Annotated in this window: 20 protein-coding genes; 13 read left to right on the forward strand and 7 right to left on the reverse strand. The window is 65.2% G+C overall.

Features of this window, described 5'->3' with window-relative positions:
• Positions 1 to 358: 358 nt before the first annotated feature.
• On the reverse strand, positions 359 to 3,076 hold the full coding sequence (locus V3596_RS11970; protein WP_334277985.1) for a zinc-dependent metalloprotease: 2,718 nt from the start codon (positions 3,074 to 3,076) through the stop codon (positions 359 to 361).
• A 154-nt stretch (positions 3,077 to 3,230) separates the two neighbouring features.
• On the opposite strand from V3596_RS11970, the gene V3596_RS11975 reads away from it, so the two are divergent.
• On the forward strand, positions 3,231 to 3,812 hold the full coding sequence (locus V3596_RS11975) for a YqiA/YcfP family alpha/beta fold hydrolase (RefSeq protein ID WP_334277986.1): 582 nt from the start codon (positions 3,231 to 3,233) through the stop codon (positions 3,810 to 3,812).
• The gene (gene fabG / locus V3596_RS11980; RefSeq protein ID WP_334277987.1) at positions 3,809 to 4,549 is read left to right on the forward strand and encodes a 3-oxoacyl-ACP reductase FabG; all 741 of its coding nucleotides are present in this window, start codon (positions 3,809 to 3,811) and stop codon (positions 4,547 to 4,549) included. The genes V3596_RS11975 and fabG overlap by 4 nt, the downstream gene beginning before the upstream one ends.
• Here fabG and V3596_RS11985 read toward each other — a convergent pair.
• Positions 4,506 to 6,152, reverse strand: a complete 1,647-nt coding sequence (locus V3596_RS11985; protein ID WP_334277988.1) for a phosphoethanolamine transferase — start codon at positions 6,150 to 6,152, stop codon at positions 4,506 to 4,508. The genes fabG and V3596_RS11985 overlap by 44 nt on opposite strands.
• A gap of 127 nt (positions 6,153 to 6,279) precedes the next feature.
• On the opposite strand from V3596_RS11985, the gene V3596_RS11990 reads away from it, so the two are divergent.
• The 11 genes from V3596_RS11990 (at position 6,280) to V3596_RS12040 (ending at position 16,406) form a co-directional block, all read left to right on the forward strand.
• The gene (locus tag V3596_RS11990; RefSeq protein WP_334277989.1) at positions 6,280 to 8,313 is read left to right on the forward strand and encodes a ribonuclease catalytic domain-containing protein; all 2,034 of its coding nucleotides are present in this window, start codon (positions 6,280 to 6,282) and stop codon (positions 8,311 to 8,313) included.
• A 2-nt stretch (positions 8,314 to 8,315) separates the two neighbouring features.
• Entirely contained in the window at positions 8,316 to 9,173 is an 858-nt protein-coding gene (locus tag V3596_RS11995; RefSeq protein WP_334277990.1) for an energy transducer TonB, read from the forward strand.
• 15 nt (positions 9,174 to 9,188) lie between these two features.
• Positions 9,189 to 10,019: a shikimate dehydrogenase gene (gene aroE, locus V3596_RS12000; protein ID WP_334277991.1), complete on the forward strand. Its 831-nt coding sequence runs from the start codon at positions 9,189 to 9,191 to the stop codon at positions 10,017 to 10,019.
• A gap of 2 nt (positions 10,020 to 10,021) precedes the next feature.
• A complete protein-coding gene (locus V3596_RS12005; RefSeq protein ID WP_334277992.1) occupies positions 10,022 to 10,762 on the forward strand; it encodes a transglycosylase domain-containing protein in 741 nt (246 codons plus the stop codon).
• Positions 10,759 to 11,355, forward strand: coding sequence for a hypothetical protein (locus tag V3596_RS12010; protein WP_334277993.1), 597 nt, complete (start codon positions 10,759 to 10,761; stop codon positions 11,353 to 11,355). Before V3596_RS12005 ends, V3596_RS12010 begins: the two co-directional genes overlap by 4 nt.
• Complete coding sequence (locus tag V3596_RS12015; RefSeq protein ID WP_334277994.1) at positions 11,352 to 11,909, forward strand: TlpA disulfide reductase family protein; 558 nt, start codon at positions 11,352 to 11,354, stop codon at positions 11,907 to 11,909. Before V3596_RS12010 ends, V3596_RS12015 begins: the two co-directional genes overlap by 4 nt.
• A gap of 114 nt (positions 11,910 to 12,023) precedes the next feature.
• On the forward strand, positions 12,024 to 12,467 hold the full coding sequence (gene aroQ / locus V3596_RS12020; RefSeq protein WP_395385476.1) for a type II 3-dehydroquinate dehydratase: 444 nt from the start codon (positions 12,024 to 12,026) through the stop codon (positions 12,465 to 12,467).
• Positions 12,468 to 12,538: 71 nt separating this feature from the next.
• Complete coding sequence (gene accB / locus V3596_RS12025; protein WP_334277995.1) at positions 12,539 to 12,997, forward strand: acetyl-CoA carboxylase biotin carboxyl carrier protein; 459 nt, start codon at positions 12,539 to 12,541, stop codon at positions 12,995 to 12,997.
• Positions 12,998 to 13,016: 19 nt separating this feature from the next.
• Positions 13,017 to 14,366, forward strand: a complete 1,350-nt coding sequence (accC, locus tag V3596_RS12030; protein WP_334277996.1) for an acetyl-CoA carboxylase biotin carboxylase subunit — start codon at positions 13,017 to 13,019, stop codon at positions 14,364 to 14,366.
• A 17-nt stretch (positions 14,367 to 14,383) separates the two neighbouring features.
• A complete protein-coding gene (gene prmA / locus V3596_RS12035) occupies positions 14,384 to 15,286 on the forward strand; it encodes a 50S ribosomal protein L11 methyltransferase (RefSeq protein WP_334278451.1) in 903 nt (300 codons plus the stop codon).
• A 67-nt stretch (positions 15,287 to 15,353) separates the two neighbouring features.
• Positions 15,354 to 16,406 carry a zinc-ribbon and DUF3426 domain-containing protein gene (locus V3596_RS12040; protein WP_334277997.1) on the forward strand — a complete coding sequence of 351 codons (1,053 nt, stop codon included), beginning with the start codon at positions 15,354 to 15,356 and terminating at the stop codon, positions 16,404 to 16,406.
• A 114-nt stretch (positions 16,407 to 16,520) separates the two neighbouring features.
• Here the strand turns inward: V3596_RS12040 and V3596_RS12045 are convergent, their stop codons facing one another.
• From V3596_RS12045 to V3596_RS12065, 5 genes are all read right to left on the reverse strand, one after another.
• A complete protein-coding gene (locus tag V3596_RS12045) occupies positions 16,521 to 17,150 on the reverse strand; it encodes a histone (RefSeq protein ID WP_334277998.1) in 630 nt (209 codons plus the stop codon).
• Positions 17,151 to 17,389: 239 nt separating this feature from the next.
• A complete protein-coding gene (locus V3596_RS12050; protein WP_334277999.1) occupies positions 17,390 to 18,547 on the reverse strand; it encodes a ribonucleotide-diphosphate reductase subunit beta in 1,158 nt (385 codons plus the stop codon).
• Between the two features lie 268 nt (positions 18,548 to 18,815).
• Entirely contained in the window at positions 18,816 to 21,734 is a 2,919-nt protein-coding gene (locus V3596_RS12055) for a ribonucleoside-diphosphate reductase subunit alpha (RefSeq protein WP_334278000.1), read from the reverse strand.
• 614 nt (positions 21,735 to 22,348) lie between these two features.
• A complete protein-coding gene (locus V3596_RS12060) occupies positions 22,349 to 23,881 on the reverse strand; it encodes a sigma-54-dependent transcriptional regulator (protein WP_334278001.1) in 1,533 nt (510 codons plus the stop codon).
• Positions 23,878 to 25,707: a sensor histidine kinase gene (locus tag V3596_RS12065; protein WP_334278002.1), complete on the reverse strand. Its 1,830-nt coding sequence runs from the start codon at positions 25,705 to 25,707 to the stop codon at positions 23,878 to 23,880. Before V3596_RS12065 ends, V3596_RS12060 begins: the two co-directional genes overlap by 4 nt.
• Position 25,708: the final 1 nt, after the last annotated feature.

The following is a 25,708-nucleotide window of genomic DNA, read 5'->3' on the forward strand; positions in this document are numbered from 1 at the left end:
GCTGCGTTGCACGGTGACCCGGGCAGCTGCGCGGTGAATGCAAGGGGCCGAGCAGCACAGCGGCTCGGGGCAGCACGCGCAGCGTGCCTCAACGACTGACTTGGCACGCCCTGTCTGAGCGCATCGAACGAAGTGAGAGAAGCGAGTTGCTTGCCGCCCCGAGTTGCGAGCAGCGCAGGGGAGTCGGCCTGCAAGGCCGGCCCCCTTGCCTGAGCCGTGCGGCTGCCCGGGTTGCCGTGCAACGCTCTCCCGACGTGGCTTCGCGAGTGGCTGCAACGTGCCGAGAACAGTCGCGCACTTCACGACAACAAAAAGGCCCGCCGAAGCGGGCCTTCCTGTACCTACGTACTCAGCGCAATCAGCTGCGGCTCATCGTCGCCCGCAATGCCTCGCTCAGGCTGCTCAAGCTCTCAGCCAGGTGAGCACGACTCTCAACCGACAAGCCGCCCTTGGCCGAAGCTGCACGCAGCTCGCCCTGCAGTTGCGTGGCATGCAGGCGCATCAGGCTCAGCGCGTCCGGCGGCAGCGTGGCCGAGCCGCGCGTCAGCAGCGCTTGCACGCGCTTCAGATGCTCGCGTTGCAGGTTGCGGCGCATGCGGTCGATCTCGGCGCCGCTCTTCAGTTCCGACCAGATCGAGTTCTGCAGCGTCAGGTAGACCTCGCTCAGCGAGATCAGGCCGCGGCGCTTGGCTTCGGGCAGGTAGCTGGGCATGTCCAGCAGGCGCGTGGCCGTGTTGGTGGCCAGCAGGCGGTCCATCGCGCCGGTCTGGATGCGGGCCACGGCAGCCGGAATGTTCAGCGGCACGCCACGATCACCCTCGTTGTAGTCCAGGGTCAGCGAGGACAGGAACTCGGGGCGGAACTTGAACGAATCGACACTGAACAAGCCGGTCGACAGGAACTGCAGGGCCTCGCGCTGCTTGGCCGGATCCACCGGCGTGAAGCTGGCCCGGCCGGTTGAGCCCGGCAGGTCGCGCACGGCATGCATGCCGCCGACGTACTTGCCCACCAGCTCGGCTGCACGGCCCAGCTGCGAGAAGCCGGCCATCAGCGAACGGCGCTGGCGCAGCGGATCATCACCCGCCTGCGGCTTGCGGTCCTGCACGCGGGCCCACAGCTCTTGCGAGAGCTTGAAGCGCTTCTTGTAGTAAGCCAGCGGATCGTCGCCCAGGTCAAAGCGGTTGGCCATCGGGTCCATGCCGTCGTAAGCGCCGAAACCACCGGCGTCCTGGTCGTCGGCATAGGCCAGTTGCGGCTCGGTGCTGCGCGCTGCGATCTTGGCCAGCTCGGCCGCCTCTTGCGCCTTGGCTATGGGCTTGTAGGCGTACTCGATGGCCCAGTAGTCGTAGGGGCCCAGCGTGTGCGGGTTGTAGGCGGCCTGTGCCTCGCCCTTCAAGGCCAGGTTGACGGCGTTGTAGTCCATCACCGAACCCGAGATCGGGTTCGCGTCGGTCCAGGCCTTGTCCTTCAATTGCGCCTGCGTGACCGTGGTCGAGGCCTTGAAGTTGTGCTTCAGGCCCAGGGTGTGACCGACCTCGTGCATGATCGTGTCCTTGATGACCGACTGCACATAGGCTTCGGCCTCAGGGCTGTCCGGCGCGATGTCGCCACGGGCTTCCAGCACGTCCAGCGCGAAGCTCATGTCGGCAGCCGCTTCATGCGCATAGTTGCAGAACGCAGCTTCATCGTGGCTGTGACCGATGCGGGCCAAGGGTGCATCAGCGCTCTTGCCGATGTCTTCGGCAATCAGGCGGCGCGAGCCGCGCGAGAACACATCGCTCATGCCGATGTCGGCATCGAGGATTTCGCCGGTGCGCGGGTCGGTGTTGCTGGGGCCGATGGCAAAGCCGACGTCGGCGCCGACGAACCAGCGAATCGAGGCGTGCCCCGCATCCATATTGTCCCAATCGGCGTCGTCAGGCTGCTGCTTGGCGAGCACGGCATTCTTGAAGCCGATCTTCTCGAAGGCCTTGTTCCATTCCGTGATGCCGGCCTCGACCGAGGCGCGGTACTTGGCCGGAATGTTCTTGTCCATCCAGTAGACGATGGGCTTGACCGGCTCGGACAAGGCCGCCGCCGGGTCCTTCTTCTCCAGGCGCCAGCGGTGGATGTAGTGCACGCGGTTGGCGGCCTTCATGTCGCCGCCGAGGTCGGTGAAGCTCTCCGAGAAATGCCCCAGGCGCGGGTCGGCCGCGCGGGTGCTCATCAGTTGCTCGGGCAGGGCCGCGAAGCTGTAGACGAAGCTGACGAACATGCTGCGCGGATCGGGCGTGGCGCGCGGCGGTGTGGGCGCCGGGACTGGCGACGGCATCAAGGGCGGTGCGGGGATGCGTGCAGTGGCGAAGTGCATGCGCGCCGTCAGCGTGGTCAGCTCCTTCTCGGCACGAGTGGAGTCGAACGAGGAATTGGCGCGGTCCAGCGCGAACGGCAGCCGGTAGGCCATCTCGAGGTTGGTCGAGTAGCCGGCGATGTCGGCAAACAGGAAGCCGGCATCGATCAGCACCGACTTGCGCGTCGGATGCTCGGCGCTGGCCACGGCTGCCGAAGCGATCAGGCTGGGCGAGAAAGCCTGCTCGATGGCGCGGGCCGAGCCCTGGTCGGAGACGGCGCGGAACTTGGTGTTCGGTGCGATCAGCTGGATCTGGTTGCCCACCCGGCGGAACTCGATCATCCAGTCGCCGGCCATCTGGCTGGCGTAGAGGCCACGCTCGCCCACGGCATTGGCAACATTGACGGTGAACAGCACCGGTTTGCCGAGCATGGCCTTGGGCACTTCGAGCCAGACCTTCTCGTCCTTGCGCCAGATCGGGAACAGGCCGTCCTGCTGCTTGGCTTCCTTGATCACGTCAGCGAAGGGCTTCGGTGCCGTCGGATCAGCTGGCGGGCGCGGCATCGCGGCAGCGGGCGCGGCACCCGAAGCGGCCGGTGCGGCGGCAGTGGCCACAGCCGGCGCCACAGCGGGCGTTGCGGCTGCGGTCGGTGCAGTGGTCGGCGCCGTGGTGGCACAGGCGCTCAGCAGGGCCACGGCTGCAGCGACGGCAGACAGGCTCAGGGGCGAGGCAGACGAAAGCTTCATTCGATCAATCCTTCGGTTCAAGACTGGAAATCCGGCGGGCATGCAAGGCCCGGGCGAAAACCCGCAACTCTCGCTGCGCCGCCGCCTGCCGTCAATCGAGGACAACGTGGCCCGCACCCGGAAATCCTTGCTTCGTCGCATAGACTCGACCGCCATGCGCGCCACCCACCTGCTCTACCTGCACGGCTTTCGCTCTTCCCCGGCTTCGGCCAAGGCGCTGCGCATGGCGGCCTGGGTGGCCGAGCACCGTCCTGAGCTCAAGTTCGCCTGCCCGCAGCTGCCACCCTCGCCCCGCGAAGCCATGGCACTGGCAGCGGAGCTGACCGGGCATTGGCCCGCCGAGTCCATGGCCGTGATGGGCAGCTCGCTCGGCGGCTTCTATGCCACGGCGGTGGCCCAGGCGCGTGGCTGCCGTGCGGTGCTCCTGAATCCGGCGGTGGACCCCGCCCGCGACCTGGCTGCCTACATTGGTGAGCAGACCTGCTGGCAGAACCCCGACGAGCGCTTCTTCTTCCGGCCGGAATTCGTCGCTGAACTGCGCGCACTGGCAGTAGGCGAGCTGGCCCATCCCGAGCGCCTGATGGCCGTGATCGCCAAGGGCGACGAGGTGCTGGACTGGCGCGAGATGCACGCCCGCTATTCAGATTGCCGCATCAAGCTGCTGGAAGGCAGCGACCATGGGCTGGCAGACTTCGACGACTACCTCCACGAACTGACGGAGTTTCTTCAGCTATGAGACTCAAGAACAAGGTCTGCATCATCACCGGCGCGGCGCAAGGCATAGGCCTGGCGACCGCCTTGAAATTCGCCCAGGAAGGCGCGACGGTTGTCGTTTGCGACCTGAAGCCCGAGGGCGTGGAAGCGGCCGTGATGGCCTGCCAGAAGCTGGGCGCCACCGCCCGCGGCCACACGGTCGACGTGACCGACCGCGTGTCGGTTGATTTGATGGTGGCCGCCGTGCTGGAGGACTTCGGCCGCATCGACGTGCTGGTCAACAACGCCGGCATCACCAAGGACGCAAGGCTGCAGAAGATGACGCTGGCCCAGTTCGACGCGGTGATCGACGTCAATCTGCGCGGCGTCTTCCATTGCGCCCAGGCCGTGGCCGACACCATGGTGGCACAAGGCGCAGGCGTGATCCTGAACGCCAGCTCGGTCGTCGGCATCTACGGCAATTTCGGCCAGACCAACTATGCCGCCGCCAAGTTCGGCGTGATCGGCTTCACCAAGACCTGGAGCCGCGAACTCGGGCCCAAGGGCGTGCGAGTCAATGCGGTGGCGCCGGGCTTCATCGAGACGCCCATCCTCGGCACGATTCCGCAGAAGGTCATCGATGAGATGCAGGCCCATGTGCCGCTGCGCCGCCTGGGCAAGCCTGAAGAGATCGCCAATGTCTACGCGTTCCTGGCCAGCGACGAGGCCAGCTACGTCAATGGCGCGGTGCTGGAGGTGTCGGGCGGGATGACGGTCTGAGCGCCGTCGGCGCCGGGCAGACCTCCTCATAAGTCGTTGCCTCACCGGGGCGAAACACGGTCAGCGGCCTCGCCTGCTCCTTGAAACCGGTGGAGGCAAGGCTGCGGCCGGCCGTTCGTCCAACCCAGTCAATGCCCGCGATCTCCAGCGTCGTCGCGAACAGGTCGCGATGGCTGACCGGCTTCTCGGCATTGCTCCTCAGTGCTGCCACGATTTCGCCTCGCTGCTCGCGGTAGGCAGGGTTGGCCCAGACGATCAGGGGCACTTCCAGGTCTGGGCAACTCGCCTTCTGCCGTCCGTGCATGAACAGCTTGCCGCCCTCTTCGAAGAGGCTCTCGCCATGGTCGGAGGTGTAGATCAGCACGGCCGGCGCCGGAAGCAAGCCGAGTGTTTCGATCACCCGGCTGAGGAAAAGGTCCAGGGCCACGATGGTGTTGTCGTAGGAGTTGATCGTCGCCTCGCGGTGCTCATACCCGGGCTGCCCTGACACGCCGACATCGGTCAGCGTCGGACGGAAGCGGCGCGCATCAGCGGCATAGCGATCTTCATACGGAAAGTGGCTGCCCATCATATGCAGCACGACGAAGCGCCGCTCGCCACCCTGGCGAACAAAGGATTGGAAGGGCAGCAGCAGGCTCGCGTCCTTGCGGAAATGGAGTTCGGCGGCACTGGTCGAATGGTCCAGCACATCAGCGCCGCGACCGAGTTGGGATACCTCCTGGTTCGACAACCAGGCTGTCGTGAAGCCCGCCTCACGGAAAGTCTGCACCAGCGAGGCCCGGCCAGCCGGGCCATCCCAGCCCACGATCCGCGGGACCGCCCCTGCCGTCCATTGGGCAGTGGACACTGCATCGCTGAACGAGATCAGTTCATGCCGAAGCTGGTCCAGGCGCGGCGTGGTCTCTCTCGCATAGCCGTTGAGGCTCAGGTGATCGCGCCGGACGCTTTCGCCGATCACCAGGACGACGAGCATGGGCCCCGCCCGCTCACTTCGCCCTTGCACCGTGACCGTGGCCCGGTCGCTCTCGTCGCGCTCGATGCTGCGCTGCATAGACAAGGCCAGATTGACCGGGAAGGCAAGGCCCGCCGCCTGGGCGTCGAACAGGGGCGGCAGCTTGACGTGATGGGCCAGGTCCTGACGACCCAGCATACCCACCATGGCATAGAGCAGCACGCCAGCCAGCGTGGCCCGGCGCCAGCGCCAGCGGACGTCGTCACCAAGGCGGATGAGCAGGAGCAGATACAGGGCGAGGCAGACTGGTACCCAGAGCAGCTTCCATCCAAACGAACTCACCATGATCCAGGAATCGCGCAGGCTGCTATGCAGCGCAGCCGACACCAACACATCGCCCGGCACGCTGCGGTAGTAGGCGCAGAGGTAGACGTAGACGGGGATCATGGGCACGACCGGCAGCCACAGCAGGAAGTAGGCGCGCAGCCGCTGCATCAGGCACAGCGGCGCCATCAGTACGACCAGGCTCAAGAGCAGCGCGGCCAGCGACTCGCCAGCGTCCAGCCCCTGCGCAAGCAAGGGAGTCAGCAGGCCAGGAGACCAAAGTAGAAGGCCCAGCAGCAAGACCTTGAGTCGATCAGTGGACCGCATCGATCGTTTGAGAGAGAGGGAAGTGGTGATGGGCGCCCGCATGATAGCCAGTGGCTAGGCAGCCGGCACAAGCCCTGACCCGGCGCTGCCCGAACCGGGCACGCGCATCGGCGACAATGCCCGCCATATGTTCGCCCTGTTCGATGAAGCCGGAAAATTCCTCGCCGGCCGCGTGATGTCCGAAGCCGACAGCTCCATGCAAGTGGAGCTGGACTCGGGCAAGCGCGTCAAAGTAAAGGCAGCCAATGTGCTGCTCAAGTTCGACAAGCCCGCCCCCGCCGAGCTGATCGCCGAGGGTCAGCGCCTGGCCCAGGAGATCGACCTGGACCTGGCCTGGGAATTCGCGCCCGAGACCGAGTTCGGCTTTGCCGAGCTGGCACGCGACTATTTCGATGCCAAGGCTGGTATCGCGCACCAGGCGGCCGCCCTCTTCCGCCTGTTTGAGGCGCCGCACTACTTCCGCCGCGCCGGCAAGGGCCAGTTCAAGAAGGCCCCGGAAGAGATCGTCAAGGCCGCCTTGCTCGGCATCGAGCGCAAGAAACAGCAGGCCTTGCAGATCGAGGCCTGGGCTACCGAGCTCGCGGCCGGCAACTGCCCGGCGGCCATCAAGGATCAGATCTACAAGATTCTCTTCAAGCCCGACAAGAACGGCCCCGAGTACAAGGCCGTGGTCGAGGCCACCAAGCTGGCGCACAAGGCACCGTTGGACCTGCTGAAAGACGCGGGTGCGATCACCAGCGCCTACCAGTTCCACTGGAAGCGCTTCCTGTTCGACAACTTCCCCAAGGGCACCGGCTTCCCGGCGCTCACTGCGCCCGAGATCAAGGACGAGCTACCGCTGGCCCCGGTCGCCGCCTTCTCGGTCGACGATTCGGCCACAACCGAGATCGACGATGCGCTGTCGGTGCAGGGCCTGGGCACCGGTACCGTGATCTTCGGCGTGCACATCGCCGCGCCTGGCCTGGCAATCCAGCCGGACTCAGCTGTCGACAAGGTGGCGCGAGACCGCTACTCCACCGTCTACATGCCCGGCTGGAAGCTGACCATGCTGCCGGACGAGGTGGTGCAGGTCTACACGCTGACCGAAGGGCGCGACTGCCCGGCCGTGTCGCTCTACGTCACGATGGACGAGGCCACGCTCGCGGTGAAGGCCAGCGAGACCAAGCTCGAGCGCGTGCCGATCAAGAGCAATCTGCGCCACGACAAGCTGGACGACGTGATCACCGAGGCCACGCTCAGCGGCGCCGAGCCGGCCACGTATGAATTCGCGCCGGAGCTGGCCTTTGCCTTCCGGCTTGCCAAGCATCTGAAGGCAGAGCGCGAAGTCGTGCGCGGCAAGCCCGAAACCTTCAACCGGCCGGACTACAACTTCCGCCTGAGCTCGGGCGGTGAGCGTGAGCCTGATGGCACGGAAGAAGTCAGCATCAGCACGCGCGCCCGCGGCACGGCGCTGGACCTGATCGTGGCCGAGGCCATGATCCTCGCGAACTCGACCTGGGGCGGCTGGCTCAACGAACTGGGCCTGCCCGGCATCTACCGCAGCCAGGCCAGCCTCGCGCCCGGCATCAAGGTGCGCATGGGTACCAAGGCCCTGCCGCACGCCGGCATGGGCGTGGCACAGTACACCTGGGCCACGTCGCCGCTGCGCCGCTATGTAGACCTGGTCAACCAGTGGCAGATCATTGCCTGCGCCAGGCATGGCCGCACCGCCGCCTTGGTGGCGCCATTCAAGCCCAAGGATGCGCAGCTCTTCTCCATCATTTCGGGCTTCGATGCAGCGTACAGCGCCTACAACGGCTTCCAGTCGGCCATCGAGCGCTACTGGACGCTGCGCCACCTTGCGCAGGCCGGCATCACCGAATTGTCAGCCGCCGTGATGAAGGACGGCCTGGTGCGCGCCGACGATCTGCCCCTCGTCTTCAAGGCCCTGGGCTGCGAGCCGCTGCCGCGCGGCACGCACGTCAAGGTGCGCATCACCGGCGTCGATGAGATGACGCTGGACGTGCATGCCAACCTGGTCGAGCGTCTGGATGAAGCACCTGCCGCCGCCAGCGCCGAGGAAGCAGAAGCCGAGGACGACGAGGTCGAAGCCAGCGGCCCGCTGACGCTGGCCATCGATGTCAACGCCGACGAGGCACCCGCCGAGGGCAGCACCGCCTGACGATGACGGCCAAGAAGAAGCTCTCGACCCTGCATCTCGCCTTGCTGGTGTCCCTGGGGGCCCACGCGGGTCTGCTGACGCTGCGCATCGTCGATCCCGAGAGCTTCAACCGCATCTTCCAGGACACGCCGCTCGAGGTGGTGCTGGTCAACACCAAGGCCAACGAGGCCTCGGAGAAGCCGCAGGTGCTGGCGCAGGCCAATCTGGCAGGCGGCGGCAATACCGATGTCGGCCGAGCCACATCGCCGCTGCCGCCGTCCAAGGTCCTGGAGATTGGCGAGGCCAGCGAAGTGCAGCATGCACGCATCGATACGCTGCGCCATCAGCAGGAGCAGTTGCTGGCCCAGCTGCGCCGCGACATTGCCCTGCTGCCCGCGCCCGACCCGCAGCGCGACAAGGGCTCCCAGGAAGCGCGCGAGCAGGCCGAGCGCCGCCGCCAGCTGGTGCAGATCCTGGCCACGATAGAGAAGCGGGTGAATGAAGAGAACGCGCGCCCGCGCAAGCGCTACATCAGCCCGGCCACCCGCGAGGTGGTGTACGCCCAGTATTACGACGCGCTGCGCCGCCGGATCGAAGACCGCGGTACGCGCGACTTCCCTGAGTTCCGCGGCCAAAAGCTGTATGGCGAGCTGACCATGAACATCCACGTGGACCAGCGGGGCCGCGTGATCGAGACCGACATCGTGGCCTCCTCAGGCAATGCCAATCTGGACCGTCGGGCCGAGGCCATCGTCAGCGCGGCCGCGCCCTTCGGCAATTTCACCAATGCGATGCGGCGTGGCGCCGAAGTGCTGGTGATCACCTCGCGCTTCAAGTTCACCCGCGACGATGGTCTCGAGACCTCACTCAGCGGGCGCTGACAGGAATTGATTGCAATGGATCGCTATGCCGTCGCCGGCAATCCGGTTGAACACAGCCAGTCGCCGTGGATTCATGCGGCCTTCGCCGAGCAGACCGGCCAGCAGCTGGACTATGGGCGCCTGCTCTGCCCGCTCGACGGCTTCACCGCCACGCTGAAGCAGTTCGCCAATGAAGGCGGCCGTGGCTGCAGCGTGACCGTGCCATTCAAGTTCGAGGCTTTCGAACTGGCAGCGCGGCGCAGCGAACGCGCCCTGCTCGCCGGCGCTGCCAACACCCTGCGCTTCGATGACGAGGGCTGGTTCGCCGACAACACCGATGGCGTCGGCCTTCTGCGCGATATCGAGCGCAATGCCGGCCGGCCGCTGGCCGGTCAGCGAATCCTGCTGATTGGCGCCGGCGGCGCTTCGGCCGGCGTGCTGGGGCCGCTGCTGGCTGCGCGCCCCGCTGAGCTGGTGCTGGCCAATCGCAGCGTGGACAAGGCGCACGCCCTGGTGGCATCGCATGCCGCATGGGCTGCTCAATATGAAGTGAACTTGCGCGCCGCGGCGCTCGATGCTTGCGGCCGAGGCTTCGACGTCGTCGTCAACGCCACCGCTGCCAGCCTGGCTGGTGCTGGCATACCGGTGCCTGCCGAAGTACTGGCGCCTGGCGCGCTGGCGCTGGACATGATGTACGGCCCCAAGGCCCAGCCCTTCCTGGACTGGGCCGCCGCCCATGGCGCCGAGGGTCGCGACGGCCTGGGCATGCTGGTCGAGCAGGCCGGCGAGGCCTTCCAAGTCTGGCGGGGCGTCAGGCCGCAAACCGCCACGGTGCTGGCGGCGCTGCGCGCGCGGCTCGGGGTCTGATCATGCTCAAGCAACTCTGGCGACTGCTGGCGCTCGTGCTGTTGGGCGTGATCGCGCTGCAGCTCTACTTTGCCGGCCGTATCGCCTTGATGAACCTGCTTGCGCCGCAGTCCACGAGCTTCCAGCGTTCGGAGATGCTGCGCATCACGACCGAGAAGCATCAGCTGCTGTGGAGCCAGGACTGGGTCGATAGAGATCAGATCTCGGCCAATCTGCGCCGCGCGGTGATCGCCAGCGAGGACGCCGGCTTTGCCGACCATGGCGGCGTCGATTGGGATGCGCTGGAAAAGGCCTGGGACAAGAACCAGCGCGAGCAGGCCAAGGTCGACAAGCGCCTGGCCCGTAACCCGGCCGCCCCCACCAAACCGGTGGCCAAGGTAGTGGGCGGCTCGACGATCACCCAGCAACTGGCCAAGAACCTGTTCCTGAGCAGCGAGCGCAACCTGGCACGCAAGGGTCAGGAGTTCCTGATCACCTTCATGCTGGAGGGCCTCTTGAGCAAGCGGCGCATCCTCGAGATCTATCTGAACAATGTGGAATGGGGCGAAGGCGTGTTTGGCGCCCAGGCCGCCGCGCGCCACTATTTCCATGTCGATGCCAGGATTCTTGGCGCCAACCAGGCAGCCCGGCTGGCCGTGATGCTGCCGGCGCCCAAGCGCTTCGAGAAACGGCCCGCCTCGCCCTATGTGCTTGCGCGCGCCGGGACGGTGGAAGCAAGAATGAGTGCGGTCGAACTGCCATGAGTGACATCAAGCAAGAGATTGCCGCCACCGCCGCGCGGATGGTTGTTGAAGAAGGCCTGGAGTACGGCCCGGCCAAGCAGCGCGCCGTCAAGCAGCTCGGCCTGAACCGCCGCACCGAGCTGCCAGACAACGACGAGCTGGAAGACCAGGTGCGCGAGTACCTGGCCCTGTTCTGTGCCGACACCCAGCCGACCGAGCTGGCCGCCTTGCGCGCGCTGGCCGCCCAGTGGATGGAGCGGCTGGCCGAGTTCCGGCCCCACCTCGGCGGCGCCGTCTGGCGTGGCACGGCCACCCGGCTTTCCAATATCCACCTGCAGCTGTTCTGCGACGACAGCAAGTCCACCGAGATCGCGCTGATCAACCAGGGTCTGGACTATGAGGTTGGCAGCAGCACGGCGCATGGCCGCGAGGTGGACGTGCTGGCGCTGTCGGTGAACTGTCGGGAGCTGAACGAGCAGGTGCTGGTTCTGCTGACCATCTTGGACTTTGACGATTTGCGCGGCGCCCTGAAGCCCGACACCCGCGGCCGCAGCGAGCGCGGCGACCTGGCCGCCTTGCGCCAGCTGATTGAAAAGGAAACAGCCCAGCCATGACGAACAGCACCCCTGACAAGCAAAAGCGCCGCCTGCTGGTGGGCGGCGTGGCCGTGGCAGCGGCTGCAGCCGGCCTCACGCTGGCCCTGCGCCGGCAAGCCAGGGAGGAATCCAGGCAGGCAGCCGCCACGGAGTCGCTCGGCGGCCTGTGGGCTGCCGCGTTCGACAAGCCTGCCGGCGGCCAACTGCAGATGGCCGGCCTGCGAGGCCAGCCCTTGCTCGTCAATTTCTGGGCGACCTGGTGCCCGCCCTGCGTCAAGGAGTTGCCCGAGCTGAACGAATTCCAGCGCGAGTTTGCGGCCCGGGGCTGGAGGGTCGTCGGCCTGGCCATCGACAAGGCGGACGCGGTTCAGGCCTTTCTGAAGAAGGTGCCGGTCGAATTCGACCTGGGCCTGGCCGGATTGACCGGCACGGATCTGGCGCGCAAACTCGGCAACCCGCAAGGCGGCCTGCCCTTCACCGTGGCTTTCAACGCCCAGGGCCAGGCCTTCTGGAACAAGCTCGGCCCCACCAGCCTGCCCGAGTTGCGCCAGTTGGCGAACTCAATCGCCTGAAGTGGTCAAGCGATATATTTCTGGCTAGTTGGCTGGATTGGGGCCTAAAAAGCGTAAAGTCCAGCCTTTCTCGCTTCTAGTGTCTGCGCTCTAATGGGCCAGGACGCGCCACTGATGCAAATTCTGCTACTTCACGGACCCAATCTCAATCTCCTTGGCAGCAGGGAGCCTCAGATCTATGGTTCGCGAACTTTGGCTGAAATCAATGCTGATCTCGTAGAGATGGCAGAGAAAGCTGGGGCCAAGCTTGAATGCTTCCAGAGCAACCACGAAGGTGAGCTGGTGGATCGCATTCAGGCGGCGAGCCGGGAGGGATGCCAGTTCGTCATCATCAATCCGGCCGCCTATACCCATACCAGCGTGGCGATCCGCGACGCGCTGGCGGGTGTCGGTCTGCCTTTTGTTGAAGTGCATCTGTCCAATATCCACAAGCGCGAGCCCTTCCGGCAGCACAGCTATTTCTCGGACCTGGCCGACGGAGTGATCTGCGGCTTAGGCCCGACGGGCTACCGGCTGGCCTTGCAGTACGCGCTTGAGAAGCTCGCCCGCCCGAGCTAGGCCACAAGCCGAAACGGGTGCGCCCGGCACTGGAAAACCAAGATACAACCTATTCCGTTGGAGAAGACCTCATGGATCTGCGCAAGCTGAAGACCCTGATCGACCTGGTGTCCGAGTCGAATATTTCCGAGCTCGAAATCACCGAAGCCGATGGCAAGGTGCGCATCGTGAAACAGGACGGCTCGGCGATGGTGCCGATGGCTCAGGTCATGCAGGCCCCGATGGCCGCACCTGCCGTGGCGCCCCCGCCCGCCGCACCGGCTGCCCCCGTGGCTGCCGCGCCGGCTGCCGAAACCGGCCACACGGTCAAGTCCCCCATGGTCGGCACCTTCTACCGCTCCAGCAGCCCCAATGCCAAGGCCTTTGTCGAAGTCGGCCAGTCCATCAAGGAAGGCGAACCGATCTGCATCATCGAAGCCATGAAGATCATGAACGAGATCGAGGCCGACAAGACCGGCACGGTCACCAAGATCCTGGTCGAGAACGGCCAGCCGGTGGAGTTCGGCCAAGCGCTGTTCATCATCGAGTAAGCGCAACGGACGCTCGATCATGTTCAAGAAAATTCTCATCGCCAACCGAGGCGAAATCGCGCTGCGGATTCAGCGCGCCTGCCGCGAGCTGGGCGTCAAGTCTGTCGTCGTCTATTCCGAGGCCGACCGCGATGCCAAGTATGTGAAGCTGGCCGACGAGGCCGTCTGCATCGGCCCTGCACCTTCCGCGCAGAGCTATCTCAGCATGCCGGCCATCATCGCCACGGCCGAGGTCACCGACGCTGAAGCCATTCACCCCGGCTACGGATTCCTGAGCGAGAACGCTGACTTTGCCGAGCGCGTCGAGCGCAGCGGCTTCACCTTCATCGGCCCCACATCGGAAAACATCCGCATGATGGGCGACAAGGTCTCGGCCAAGCAGGCCATGATCCGCGCCGGCGTTCCCTGCGTGCCAGGCTCGGAAGGCGCCCTGCCGGAAGACCCGAAGGAGATCATCAAAATCGCCCGCGCTGTCGGCTACCCCGTCATCATCAAGGCGGCAGGCGGCGGCGGCGGCCGCGGCATGCGCGTGGTCCACACCGAAGCAGCCCTGGTCAATGCGGTGCAGATGACCCGCGCCGAAGCGGGTGCGGCTTTCGGCAATCCACAGGTCTATATGGAGAAGTTCCTGGAGAACCCACGCCACGTGGAAATCCAGATCCTCGCCGACAGCCACAAGAACGCCGTCTGGCTCGGCGAGCGCGACTGCTCGATGCAGCGCCGCCACCAGAAGATCATCGAGGAGGCACCAGCACCCGGCATTCCGCGCCGCTCGATCGAGAAGGTGGGCGACCGCTGCGCCGCCGCCTGCAAGAAGATGAGCTACCGCGGCGCCGGCACGTTCGAGTTCCTGTACGAGAACGGCGAGTTCTATTTCATCGAGATGAACACGCGCGTGCAGGTCGAGCATCCGGTCACCGAAATGGTCACAGGCATCGACATCGTGCAGCAGCAAATCAAGATTGCAGCCGGCGAGAAGCTGCCATTTACGCAGCGCAATATCGAGATGCGCGGCCATGCGATCGAGTGCCGCATCAATGCGGAAGACCCGGTCAAGTTCGTGCCCTCGCCCGGCCGCATCACGACCTGGCACGCCCCCGGCGGCCCGGGCGTGCGCGTGGACTCGCATGCCTACACGAACTACTTCGTGCCGCCCAACTACGACTCGATGATCGGCAAGATCATCTGCCACGGCGACACCCGCGAGCAGGCCATGGCCCGCATGCGCATCGCCCTGTCGGAAACGGTGGTCGAGGGCATCCAGACCAACATCCCGCTGCACCGTGAACTGATGGCCGACGCCAAGTTCATGGAAGGCGGCACCAGCATCCACTATCTGGAAAGCTGGATGAGCGAACACAAGCGTTGACCATGAGTGACCCGACCCTGCACGAACTGGTGCTGATCTGCGGCGAAGATGATGTCGAGACCGTCAGCGATGCGCTGATGGAACTCGACGCGCTGGCCGTCTCGGTAGAAGACGCAGACGCGGACACTGATGCCGAGAAGGCCCTCTTTGGCGAACCCGGCATGCCGGCCCCAAAGGGCGGCTGGCAGCGCTCCGCCGTGCGCGCGCTGTTTCCCAGCGAAGCCGACGCCACCGAGTGCGCCACCTTGATACTGGCGCAGGACTGGGCCACGAACGTGCATGTGCAGACGGTCCAGCAAGTCCCCGAGCAGGACTGGGTGCGCCTGACGCAGTCGCAGTTCGCGCCGGTCGAGATCACGCCCGAGTTCTGGATCGTGCCGTCCTGGCATGAAGCCCCGGCCCAGGCAAAAAAGGTGATGCGACTGGACCCGGGCCTGGCCTTCGGCACCGGCACGCATCCGACCACGCGCATGTGCCTGCGCTGGATTGCCAAGCATGCGGACCTGGCCCCGGGCTGGGATCGCGTGCTCGACTATGGCTGCGGCTCCGGCATCCTCGCCATCGGCGCGGCCCTGCATGGAGCGCGCGCCATCGACGCGGTAGACATCGATCCGGCCGCGGTGATCTCTACCGAAGCCAATGCCAGCGCCAACAAGGTGCCATCCATCATCAAGGCAGCCCTGCCCGACGCAGCCCAGGGTGAGTACCCGCTGGTGCTGGCCAATATCCTGGCCACGCCGCTGCGACTGCTTGCGCCGCTGCTTTGCGCCCATGTGGCGGCGGGCGGCCATCTGGTGCTGGCTGGCATCCTGGAGCGTCAGGCCGATGAGCTGAAGGAAGCTTACGCGCCATGGTTGAAGCTTGAAGTCAGCGACAGCGAAGAAGGCTGGATCCTGATGACTGCGCATCGCGCCGCCTGATGCACCGCCTGGCTGTCGAGGGTCGCCCTGGGGTCTGGTCTTGCCAGGCCCATGGCATGATTCGCCCATGAGCCTGGCCACCCGCTGCACCGCCTGCGGCACCATCTTCCGCGTGGTGCAGGACCAGTTGCGCGTGTCTGACGGCTGGGTGCGCTGCGGCCGCTGTGCCGAGGTCTTCGACGCCCGCGAGCAGCTCTTCGACATGGACCGCGAGCCGCCGCCCGCATGGCCAGCCCAGGGTGCGGCAGCCGTGCCTGAAGAAGCGGTGGCGATCGAGCCTGAGCCTTTTGACATGACGGCGCAGGCGCCGGAGCCGGAGCCCGGCATCGAGGAAGGTATCGAGTCCTGGGAAGAAGAGCCCGAAGCACTGCCGCCTGCCGCGCCACCTCCCGAGCCGCCAGCTCATCAGATCGATCCCCACTTCGACGAGCCTGGCGATGCACTGCCGTCGGCAGCGTCGCATGAGCGTGTCGATCCCGGATTCAGCGCTGTCGATGACCAGCCCGATGTCGTGCTGACGCCGCGGCTGGCCGAACTTGCCGCCGACCCAGCCGATGCACCGAGCCCGGCATCAATTGCAGACAAGGGTGCTGAGAAGAAGGCAGCAACGCCCGAGTTCGTCCGCCGCGCACAGGCTCAGCAGCGCTGGCAACGGCCCGGCGTGCGCGTGGCATTGGGCCTGGCTTGCGTGTTGCTCCTGGCGTTGCTGGCCGCCCAGTTTGCCTGGCAGTTCCGCGACGCACTGGCCGCGCAATACCCAGCCGCCGCGCCAAGCCTGCGCACCGCCTGCGAGACCCTGGGCTGCCAGATCCAGCCCTGGCGCCACATCGAGGCGATCTCGGTGGAGCAGACTGCACTGAGCCAGGCTGGCTCGGGCAACAACTACAAGCTGTCGCTGACGCTGCGCAACAAGTCGTCGCATGAGCTCGCCTTGCCCTGGGTCGACCTGAGCCTCACGGATGCGAGTGGTCAGCTGGTGGCGCGTCGCATGCTGTCGCCGGCCGACTTCAACTTGAAGACAGATCGATTGAGCGCCAATGCCGAGCAGCCCTTGCAATTGGTTTTTGGCAGCGGCACCCAGCGCGTGACCGGCTACACGGTCGAGATCTTCCACCCCTGATCTGCCAAGACGCGCAATCCGCGCCTCTTCCAACAAACCCAAGACCTGCGTTCGATCTGCAGGCGAAAAAAAACCCGGCCGGAGCCGGGTTTTGATCGCCTAGTGGCGCTTCACTCAGGGCTTGTTGCCCGTCGGGAAGGGCCATGCAGCTTGCGGGCTCAGTGCCGTCTTGGCAGCGGGCGCGGGTGCAGCAGCGGCAGGCTTGGCAGCCGGGGCGGCCTTCTTTGCAGGAGGCTTGGCGGCAGGCTTGGCAGCAGCAGGCTTCGCAGCGGCAGGCTTGGCAGCGGCCTTGGGGGCAGCAGCCTTCTTGGGAGCAGCGGCCTTCTTGGCAGCAGGCTTCTTGGCAGCAGCGGCCTTCTTGGGAGCAGCAGCCTTCTTGGCCGGTGCAGCCTTCTTGGCAGCGGGCTTCTTGGCAGCAGCAGCCTTCTTGGGAGCTGCGGCCTTCTTTGCCGGAGCAGCCTTCTTAGGAGCAGCAGCCTTCTTTGCCGGAGCAGCCTTCTTGGGAGCTGCGGCCTTCTTTGCCGGAGCAGCCTTCTTAGGAGCAGCAGCCTTCTTTGCCGGTGCAGCCTTCTTAGGAGCAGCAGCCTTCTTTGCCGGTGCAGCCTTCTTGGGAGCAGCAGCCTTCTTGGCCGGAGCGGCCTTCTTGGGAGCAGCGGCCTTCTTTGCCGGTGCAGCCTTCTTGGCCGGAGCGGCCTTCTTCGCGGGAGCGGCCTTCTTGGCCGGCGCCTTCTTTGCAGTTGCCATTACAGTTCTCCTTGATCAAGGTAAGAAGCACTGCCCAACTCACGGCGACGCCGCTCGTTGAACAGTTATTCACCACCCGAAGTCGCCCAGGAGGAGCGCCCCGGTGCGGTGAATTGGTTTGCGCTTTTGCCCGCCTTGGCTTCATCAAGTGGCCAAGGTCGCTGCTCAAGCGCCAATCTTTCAAACTCTCTCGCGTTGAACGGTCAGGCAACAGCACACGCCTTGCCAAACCCGCTCACTCAATCCCAGCTGAGCGCGCCACCCGATTGGTATTCGATGACACGCGTCTCGAAGAAGTTGCGTTCCTTCTTCAGGTCAATCATTTCGCTCATCCAGGGGAACGGGTTTTCCTCGTTCGGGAAGAGCTCCTCGAGGCCGATCTGCACCGCGCGACGATTCGCGATGAAGCGCAGATAACCCTTGAACATCGAAGCATTGAGGCCCAGCACGCCACGCGGCATGGTGTCCTCGGCATAGCGGTACTCGAGCTCGACGGCTTGCAGGAACAGGGCCTTGATCTCGGCCTTGAACTCTGCCGTCCAGAGCATCGGGTTCTCAAGCTTGATCTGGTTGATCAGGTCGATACCGAAATTGCAGTGCATCGACTCGTCACGCAGGATGTACTGGTACTGCTCTGCCGCACCCGTCATCTTGTTCTGGCGACCCATGGCCAGGATCTGCGTGAAGCCGACGTAGAAGAACAAACCTTCCATCAGGCAGGCGAAGACGATCAAGCTCTTCAAGAGCGTCTGGTCGTTCGCCGTAGTGCCGGTGACGAAGTTCGGGTTCATGATCGCTTCGATGAAGGGGATCAGGAACTCGTCCTTGTCGCGGATCGACTTGACTTCGTTGTAGGCGTTGAATATCTCGCTCTCATCGAGGCCGAGGGACTCGACGATGTATTGATATGCGTGCGTGTGAATCGCTTCTTCGAAGGCCTGGCGCAGCAGGAACTGGCGGGCCTCGGGTGCCGTGATGTGGCGGTAGGTGCCCAGCACGATGTTGTTGGCGGCCAGCGAATCGGCGGTCACGAAGAAGCCGAGATTGCGCTTGATGATGCGGCGCTCGTCTTCGGTCAGACCGTTCGGGTCCTTCCACAAGGCGATGTCGCGCGACATGTTCACTTCCTGCGGCATCCAGTGGTTGGCGCAGGTGGCAAGGTACTTTTCCCAGGCCCACTTGTACTTGAACGGCACCAGCTGATTGACGTCGGTCTGGCCGTTGATGATGCGCTTGTCGGCGGCCTTCACGCGGCGCTCGGTGGCGGCGGGAACGGCTGCGGCAGCGGGGGCGGAATGCGAGGGGGAGACTGAAGCGCTCGCGACCTGAGCAAGACTCGGTGCGATGTTCGGAGTGACTCGTTGAGCGGGCTTCAGTTCTTCTTCCCAATCAAGCATGGTGGGCTTCCTATCGAGGCGAATTATCGGAGTGTTGTGTTCAAACACCAAGGACTTCTTGACAGCAAATGCACTTCGCTGTTGCTCGACTGCATCGACTTTTCTCACGCACAGGGCGCTTCGATGTCGAGGCAATCAAGTGTTCATCGATGCAGTCACGCACAGGTCGCAAAAAATGCCGTCGGCGTTTTGCATCGATGAACACTGGGTTCTCTCGCGATGAGCAGAAAACGTGGCCGCGATCGCGGCCACGTTTGCACACATCGAATTACTGGCAGGCCTCGCAGCCTGGGTCGTCGATCGCGCAGAACTTGATGTCGGTGGCGGGTGTGGTGTCTTCAACAACAACGGTGGTCTCGACAACCACCGGCGCTGCGTAGACAGCACCACCTGAGTTCGACACGGCGTTCAGCTGACCCGACTTCGTGACCGTGCTCTTCTCTGCTGACGAGGCGCTGATCGTGCGCAGGTAGTAGGTCGTCTTCAAGCCGCGCAACCAGGCGAGCTTGTAGGTTTCATCGAGCTTCTTGCCCGATGCGCCGGCCATGTAGATGTTCAGGCTCTGCGCCTGGTCGATCCACTTCTGACGGCGGGCCGCAGCCTCGACCAGCCACTCGGTCTCGACTTCGAAGGCCGTTGCATACAGGCTCTTGAGCTCATCCGGCACGCGGTCGATGCGGCGCAGCGAACCGTCGAAGTGCTTCAGGTCCATCACCATCACGTCGTCCCACAGGCCCAGACGCTTCAGGTCACGCACCAGAGATTCATTGATGACGGTGAACTCACCCGACAGGTTGGACTTGACCGAGAGGTTGCCGAAGCAGGGCTCGATCGATGCATCCACGCCGATGATGTTGGAGATGGTCGCGGTCGGGGCGATGGCCACGCAGTTGCTGTTGCGCATGCCGTGCTGGGCGATGCGGGCGCGCAGCGCATCCCAGTCCATCGTCGAGCTGCGGTCCACTTCCACATAGCCACCACGGGCTTCGGCCAGCAGATCGAGCGAGTCGATCGGCAAGATGCCGCGGTCCCACAGCGAGCCGCGATAGCTCGAGTAGCGGCCGCGCTCTTCGGCGAGCTGGGTCGAAGCCAGGTAGGCGTAGTAGCAGACGGCTTCCATCGAGCGGTCGGCAAACTCGACAGCAGCTTGCGAGGCGTACGGGGTACGCAGCGCATACAGCGCGTCCTGGAAGCCCATGATGCCCAGGCCCACCGGGCGGTGACGCAGGTTCGAATCACGTGCCTTCTTGACGGCGTAGTAATTGATGTCGATGACGTTGTCGAGCATGCGCATCGCCGTGGCGACGGTCTTCTGCAGCTTGGCGTGATCAATTTCCTTGCCGTTCTCGCCGTCCTTCAAGTGCTGCTTCAGGTTCACCGAGCCCAGGTTGCAGACCGCGATTTCGCTGTCGTTGGTGTTCAGCGTGATCTCGGTGCACAGGTTGGACGAGTGCACCACGCCAACGTGCTGCTGCGGCGAGCGCACGTTGCAGGCGTCCTTGAACGTGATCCAGGGATGGCCGGTCTCGAACAGCATCGAGAGCATCTTGCGCCACAGGTCCTTGGCGGGCATGCGCTTGAACAGCTTGATCTCGCCGCGGTCGGCCTTCTGCTCGTAGGCGACATAGGCCGTCTCAAAGGCCTTGCCGAACAAGTCGTGCAGGTCCGGGCAGGTGGACGGACTGAACAGTGTCCAGTCGCCACCGTCCATCACGCGGCGCATGAACAGGTCGGGGATCCAGTTCGCCGTGTTCATGTCGTGCGTGCGGCGGCGGTCGTCGCCGGTGTTCTTGCGCAGTTCCAGGAACTCTTCGATGTCCAGGTGCCACGATTCCAGATAGGCGCAGACGGCGCCCTTGCGCTTGCCGCCCTGGTTCACGGCCACGGCCGTGTCGTTGACCACCTTGAGGAAGGGGACGACGCCTTGCGACTTGCCGTTCGTGCCCTTGATGTGCGAACCGAGGGCCCGCACCGGCGTCCAGTCGTTGCCCAGACCACCGGCGAACTTGGACAGCAACGCGTTCTCTTTCAGCGCCTCATAGATGCCATCCAGGTCGTCGGCCACCGTCGTCAGGTAGCAGCTCGAGAGCTGCGAGCGGCGGGTACCCGAGTTGAACAGCGTCGGCGTGCTGGACATGAAGTCGAAGCTCGACAGCACTTCGTAGAACTCGATGGCGCGCGCTTCGCGGTTGATCTCGTTCAGCGCCAGGCCCATGGCCACGCGCATGAAGAAGGCCTGAGGCATCTCGATCCGCTTGCCTTCTGTGTGCAGGAAGTAGCGGTCGAACAGGGTCTGCAGACCCAGGTAGTCGAACTGGAAGTCGCGATCAGCCTTCAGTGCGGCGCCCAGCTTGGCCAGGTCGTACTGCTGCAGCCTCTCGTCCAGCAGCTCGGCCTGCACACCCTTCTTGATGAATTGCGGGAAGTACTCGGCATAGCGCTGGTGCATCTCGGCCTGGGTGACTTCCTCACCGAGGATTTCCTTGCGGATGGTGTGCATCAGCAGGCGCGCCGTGGCCTGGCTGTAGCTCGGGTCCTTCTCGATCAGCGTGCGGGCGGCCAGGATGGAGGCCTTGTAGACCTCGTCGATCGGCACGCCGTCGTACAGATTGCGCTTGGTCTCAGCCAGGATGGGCTCGGCTTTCACGTCGGCGCCCAGGCCTTCGCAGCTGGAGACGATCAGCGCCTGCAGGCTGGCCAGGTCCAATGGCACGCGCTGGCCGCCATCGATCACATGGATGCTGGCTTCCGCAGCCTTGGGGGCAGCGCCCTCGCCCTGGCGCAGGCGCTCTTGCGCACGACGCTCGCGGTACAGCACGTAGGCGCGGGCCACTTCATGGTGACCACCGCGCATCAGACCCAGCTCGACGTGGTCCTGCACGTCTTCAATATGGAACGTACCGCCACTGGGACGCGAGCGCAGCAGGGCGCGCACCACGTTTTCGGTCAGGCCGTCCACCGTCTCGCGCACGCTGGCCGAAGCCGCGCCACTGGTGCCATGCACTGCCAGGAAGGCCTTCATCAAGGCCACAGCAATCTTGCTGGGCTCGAAGGACACGACCGCACCATTGCGGCGAATGATCTGGTAGGCCAGGTATGCCGACGACTGCGGCGCCGCTGCGCTGTCGGTGGCAGGCACGCGGCTCGCGCCTTCGGCGACGACGGGCTGGGCGAGATGGGTTTGCATGGTGGGTCTACTTCCTTGTCTTTTCGTTCGAATCGGAATGGCAAAGCCGCGGCGGCATGTGCGGCTGCAGCCGTGGCTTTACTTGGGTCTTTGTTTGGGCTCGGTTAGCTCGCTGGCACTCGGCTGGCCATTCACCGATGCCTGAGCCCAGACACCACTGACTGCGAATGCAGCGTGGCCTTGAGGGTCTCCGGGAACAGCTTTTGAGACAGGCATTGCGGTGTGAAACCGAGTCAGGAGAATAGCACGAAAGGACACTATATCTGGGGGTCAACACCCCTTCAAGCACTACCAATAGCGTACGAACACTGTTGACCTAGGGGGGCGAATTGGCTAGCGAAGCAGTCTGGCGCGAGGCTTTCGGGTCAGGTCTTGCCCGCTCTATCGCGGGCTCACTGCGTGCCGGCCGATGGGTGCCGACGGCGGGCCGCATCAATGCTGGCTTGCAGCAAGAAATCGCTCGCCAGGCCGCGCCAATTGGTGCTTTGCACTTGCGCCGGCGACGGTCGGCGGCAGCGCTTCAGGACGGTTCGCGGCGGGCCGACGCGAGCACCGCTGTAACAGTTCGCAAGCCACCACTAGGGATAGTCTGGGGCCCTCGCAAACCCTGCTCTTCAGCTGTCGCTACCACCCTCGCCCACCGTGATGCCCAGGCGTGCCATGCGGTAGCGGATCTGGCGCAAGGACAGGCCCAGTGCCGCGCCAGCCGCCGTGCGGTTGTAGCGATGGCGCTCGAGCGCTCGCACCAGGATGTTGCGCTCGACATCGTCCAGGTGCAGGGCCAGGTCGTGAGGCAGCTCGGCCTCGTCGTCCGACACACGCCCTGGCGATGCCGGCACCAGACTGGCCAGCGGGTCGTCCAGAGCAGCGAACTGTGAATCGTCCAAGGCGGCGTCCGGCAAGTCCAGGTCCTCGGCGTCGATTGATTCACTGCCGGACAGCGCCAGCGCCCGGTGCAGCAGGTTCTCGAGCTCGCGCACATTGCCCGGGAAGGCATAGCGCGCCAGCTGTGCCAGCGCAGCACTGGTGAGGCGCGGTGGCGGCGAGACGCCGGCGTCGTGCGCAATGCGCTGCAGCACTCTCTCGCTGATCGCCGCCAGGTCTTCGATGCGCTCACGCAGTGGCGGCACCCGGATCTGGATCACGTTGAGACGGTAGAACAAATCCTGCCGGAAGCGGCCTGCTGCGACTTCGGCGCCGAGGTCCTTGTGTGTGGCACTGAGGATGCGCACATTCACCGGCGACTCCGCCACCGCACCCACCGGCCTCACCGAGCGCTCCTGGATCGCGCGCAAGAGCTTGCTCTGCATGGCCAGTGGCAGGTCGCCGATTTCGTCCAGGAACAGCGTGCCGCCGTGTGCGGCCTTGAAGAAGCCGTCGCGGTCTTCATTCGCGCCGGTGAATGCGCCCTTGCGATAGCCGAAGAACTCAGCCTCCAGCAATTGCTCGGGAATCGCACCGCAGTTAACGGCGACGAAGGGTGCCGAAGCACGCGCACCGGCATCATGCACCGCATGCGCCACAAGCTCCTTGCCGGTGCCGGACTCACCTTGCAGAAGCACCGGCGCCATGCTGCGGGCCACCTTGCCGATCAGGGAACGCACCTGGCGCATCGCCGATGAATCGCCGGCCAGCCGGTGCAAGGCCGCACTGAGCGCAGCGTCGGTGCTCGATTCAAGCGAGGCGGCGGCCGGCGCTGGCGCCGCGGACGGCCCGGGCGCGGACGCAGACTTGCTGCTGGCTTTTGCCACCGTCGCCGGCGCCTGCTCGACCCGCGGGCTACGGCCCAGCGCCGACGCCACGACCATGCGGAACTGGCGCAGGTCGACTGGCTTGGTCAGGTAGTCGTACGCACCCGCCTTCAAGGCCTCGACTGCGTTCTCGGGCGAGCCAAAGGCGGTGATGACCAGCGTCTTCTCGCGGCGGCCGGCGCGCTCCAGCCAAATGAGCACATCGAGCCCGCTGCCATCGGGCAGCTTCATGTCGGTGATGACGGCGCTGAACTCGCGCCTTTGCAGGCGCTCAAGTGCCGCCTCGACCGTGCCGGCAGTCTCCAGCTCATAGCCTTCGCGCAGCAGCGTCAGCTCGTACAGCGTGAGCAGGTCGGGCTCGTCGTCAATGACCAGCAGGCTTTGATTGGCGCTCATCCGATGGCGTGTGAAGTGCCGGCCGCGGCGCTGCGGCAAAGGCTCAGAATGAATTCATTGCCCGCCTGGGCCGCACCCTCGTGGCGGCGATAGTCGATGCGCGCGCCGTAGCGCTCGCACAGTTCGCGGCAAATATACAGGCCAAGGCCGCTGCCTCGGCTGCGGGTCGAGAAGAAGGGCTCGAACAGATGCCGCTCGACTTCGGGCGTGATCGGCGCACCGAGGTTGAAGACCGACAGCAGGATCTCCTCTGCCTGCCCCGGCAGCACGCGCACATGCAGGGCGCCGGGCTGGCGCGGCGAATGGCGCAGGGCGTTGTCGAGCAGGTTGATCACCACACGACGCAGATGCTCGGGCTCGAACTGCGCCAGCCAGCTGCCAGGCGGAAGGCTCAGGCGCAGAGGGCTGGCGGCGCCCAGCGACAGGTCGTTCGTTCGCGCCCAGTCGGAGCAGATTTCAGGCAGCAGGCGCGCCAGATCAATCGGCACCGCCTGCGGCGGCCGGCCCGGCGCCAGTTCCATCACGTCGTCGACGATGCGCTTCAGGCGCTCCACGTTGGCCGCCACCATGCCGGTCAACTGGCGCTGCTGGGCGTCGTCCGCGTCTTCTGCCATCAGGGCGTTGGCTTGCGCAATGGCCGCGAGCGGGTTGCGGATTTCGTGCGCAATGCCGGCCGAGACGCGCCCCATCGCCGCCAGCTTTTCCTGCCGGCTGCGCGCGAGCACATTGCGGTGGTCTTCGATGAACAGCACACAGAGGTCTTCGCTGGCCTGGCTGTCGCGCGAGCGGGTGAAGCGCATGCGCAGGCGCAAGCCGCGTTGTGCGTCCGGGCTGAAGCGCAGAATGACGTCGCGCCCTTCCTCCGGCCAGCGGCCTTCAATGAAGGCCTGCTCCACCGCGCGCACCAGGGCCTCCCAGGCGGCCACGCCGCGCAACTGGAACGGCGCCGTGCGCACCGCCTGGCGCTCACCGAGCAGTGCGCGCGCCGAAGGGTTGGCGGCCCGAACGCGGCCGCGCCGGTCCACCACCAGCACGCCCTCCTGCATCTCGTCGATCACGAGGCGATTCAACTGCGCCTGCTGACGCGCCAGCTCCATGCTGCCGCGCGCCGCCCGCTCTTCGCGCGCCAGCCGACTGGCCAGCTCGTTGGCCAGCAGCCCGATCACGAAGAGGCCGATTCCGGTCATGCCGGCCTGGGTCAGGCGCAGGTCGAGCTCCAGGCCGAACACATAGGCCCAGGTTGCCGTACCCAGCATCAAGAGCGCGGCCATCGCGGCGGTAGCCAAGGTCAGGAGGCGCGAGGTCAGCACGCCCGCCATCAGCACCGGCAGCACGAACAAGGCGCCGTAGTTGACGCTGGCATTGCGGTCGGTGGCATGAAGAAGACCGAACAGCACGAGGTCGAAGCCGATGCTGGCCAGCCATTGCGGGCTGCTCAATCGAGACAGTGCTTGCACCGAGGCGCTGCGCTGCAGGCGTGGCAAGAGCCAGAGGACGGTGGCCTCCAGCGCATAGAGCCCGCAGACCAGCAAGGTCCAGCGTGGCGTGCTGCCACCAAGGCTGGCGGCGAGCAGCAGCGTGGCGATCAGAGCAAGGCCAAGCGCCATGCGCGCGCCAAGAAAGGCGCGGTAGAGACGCTGGAAGGCGCTGCCTCCGGCGTTGATCAGCCGGCGAGGCTGCGGAACGAAGAACTGCGAATCGCCATTGGACGACGGCACTTGGGGCGCCTCGTCGAAAGCGGCTGCTTCGCTGTCTCCCAGGCCGGGGCCGAACCAGGAGGGCGGCGAATCGTCGCCGCTGCTGTGGTGGGTCGAGGCCGCGGCCATT

The sequence above is a fragment of the Roseateles microcysteis genome (assembly GCF_036880965.1).
In the GTDB taxonomy this organism is placed as follows: domain Bacteria; phylum Pseudomonadota; class Gammaproteobacteria; order Burkholderiales; family Burkholderiaceae_C; genus JAUASW01.

Bases quoted from the DNA above. Each gene is read 5' to 3' on its own strand.
- V3596_RS11970 (WP_334277985.1), bottom strand. From the start codon at position 3,076: ATGAAGCTTTCGTCTGCCTCGCCCCTGAGCCTGTCTGCCGTCGCTGCA.
- V3596_RS11975 (WP_334277986.1), top strand. From the start codon at position 3,231: ATGCGCGCCACCCACCTGCTCTACCTGCACGGCTTTCGCTCTTCCCCG.
- fabG (WP_334277987.1), top strand. From the start codon at position 3,809: ATGAGACTCAAGAACAAGGTCTGCATCATCACCGGCGCGGCGCAAGGC.
- V3596_RS11985 (WP_334277988.1), bottom strand. From the start codon at position 6,152: ATGCGGTCCACTGATCGACTCAAGGTCTTGCTGCTGGGCCTTCTACTT.
- V3596_RS11990 (WP_334277989.1), top strand. From the start codon at position 6,280: ATGTTCGCCCTGTTCGATGAAGCCGGAAAATTCCTCGCCGGCCGCGTG.
- V3596_RS11995 (WP_334277990.1), top strand. From the start codon at position 8,316: ATGACGGCCAAGAAGAAGCTCTCGACCCTGCATCTCGCCTTGCTGGTG.
- aroE (WP_334277991.1), top strand. From the start codon at position 9,189: ATGGATCGCTATGCCGTCGCCGGCAATCCGGTTGAACACAGCCAGTCG.
- V3596_RS12005 (WP_334277992.1), top strand. From the start codon at position 10,022: ATGCTCAAGCAACTCTGGCGACTGCTGGCGCTCGTGCTGTTGGGCGTG.
- V3596_RS12010 (WP_334277993.1), top strand. From the start codon at position 10,759: ATGAGTGACATCAAGCAAGAGATTGCCGCCACCGCCGCGCGGATGGTT.
- V3596_RS12015 (WP_334277994.1), top strand. From the start codon at position 11,352: ATGACGAACAGCACCCCTGACAAGCAAAAGCGCCGCCTGCTGGTGGGC.
- aroQ (WP_395385476.1), top strand. From the start codon at position 12,024: ATGCAAATTCTGCTACTTCACGGACCCAATCTCAATCTCCTTGGCAGC.
- accB (WP_334277995.1), top strand. From the start codon at position 12,539: ATGGATCTGCGCAAGCTGAAGACCCTGATCGACCTGGTGTCCGAGTCG.
- accC (WP_334277996.1), top strand. From the start codon at position 13,017: ATGTTCAAGAAAATTCTCATCGCCAACCGAGGCGAAATCGCGCTGCGG.
- V3596_RS12040 (WP_334277997.1), top strand. From the start codon at position 15,354: ATGAGCCTGGCCACCCGCTGCACCGCCTGCGGCACCATCTTCCGCGTG.
- V3596_RS12045 (WP_334277998.1), bottom strand. From the start codon at position 17,150: ATGGCAACTGCAAAGAAGGCGCCGGCCAAGAAGGCCGCTCCCGCGAAG.
- V3596_RS12050 (WP_334277999.1), bottom strand. From the start codon at position 18,547: ATGCTTGATTGGGAAGAAGAACTGAAGCCCGCTCAACGAGTCACTCCG.
- V3596_RS12055 (WP_334278000.1), bottom strand. From the start codon at position 21,734: ATGCAAACCCATCTCGCCCAGCCCGTCGTCGCCGAAGGCGCGAGCCGC.
- V3596_RS12060 (WP_334278001.1), bottom strand. From the start codon at position 23,881: ATGAGCGCCAATCAAAGCCTGCTGGTCATTGACGACGAGCCCGACCTG.
- V3596_RS12065 (WP_334278002.1), bottom strand. From the start codon at position 25,707: ATGGCCGCGGCCTCGACCCACCACAGCAGCGGCGACGATTCGCCGCCC.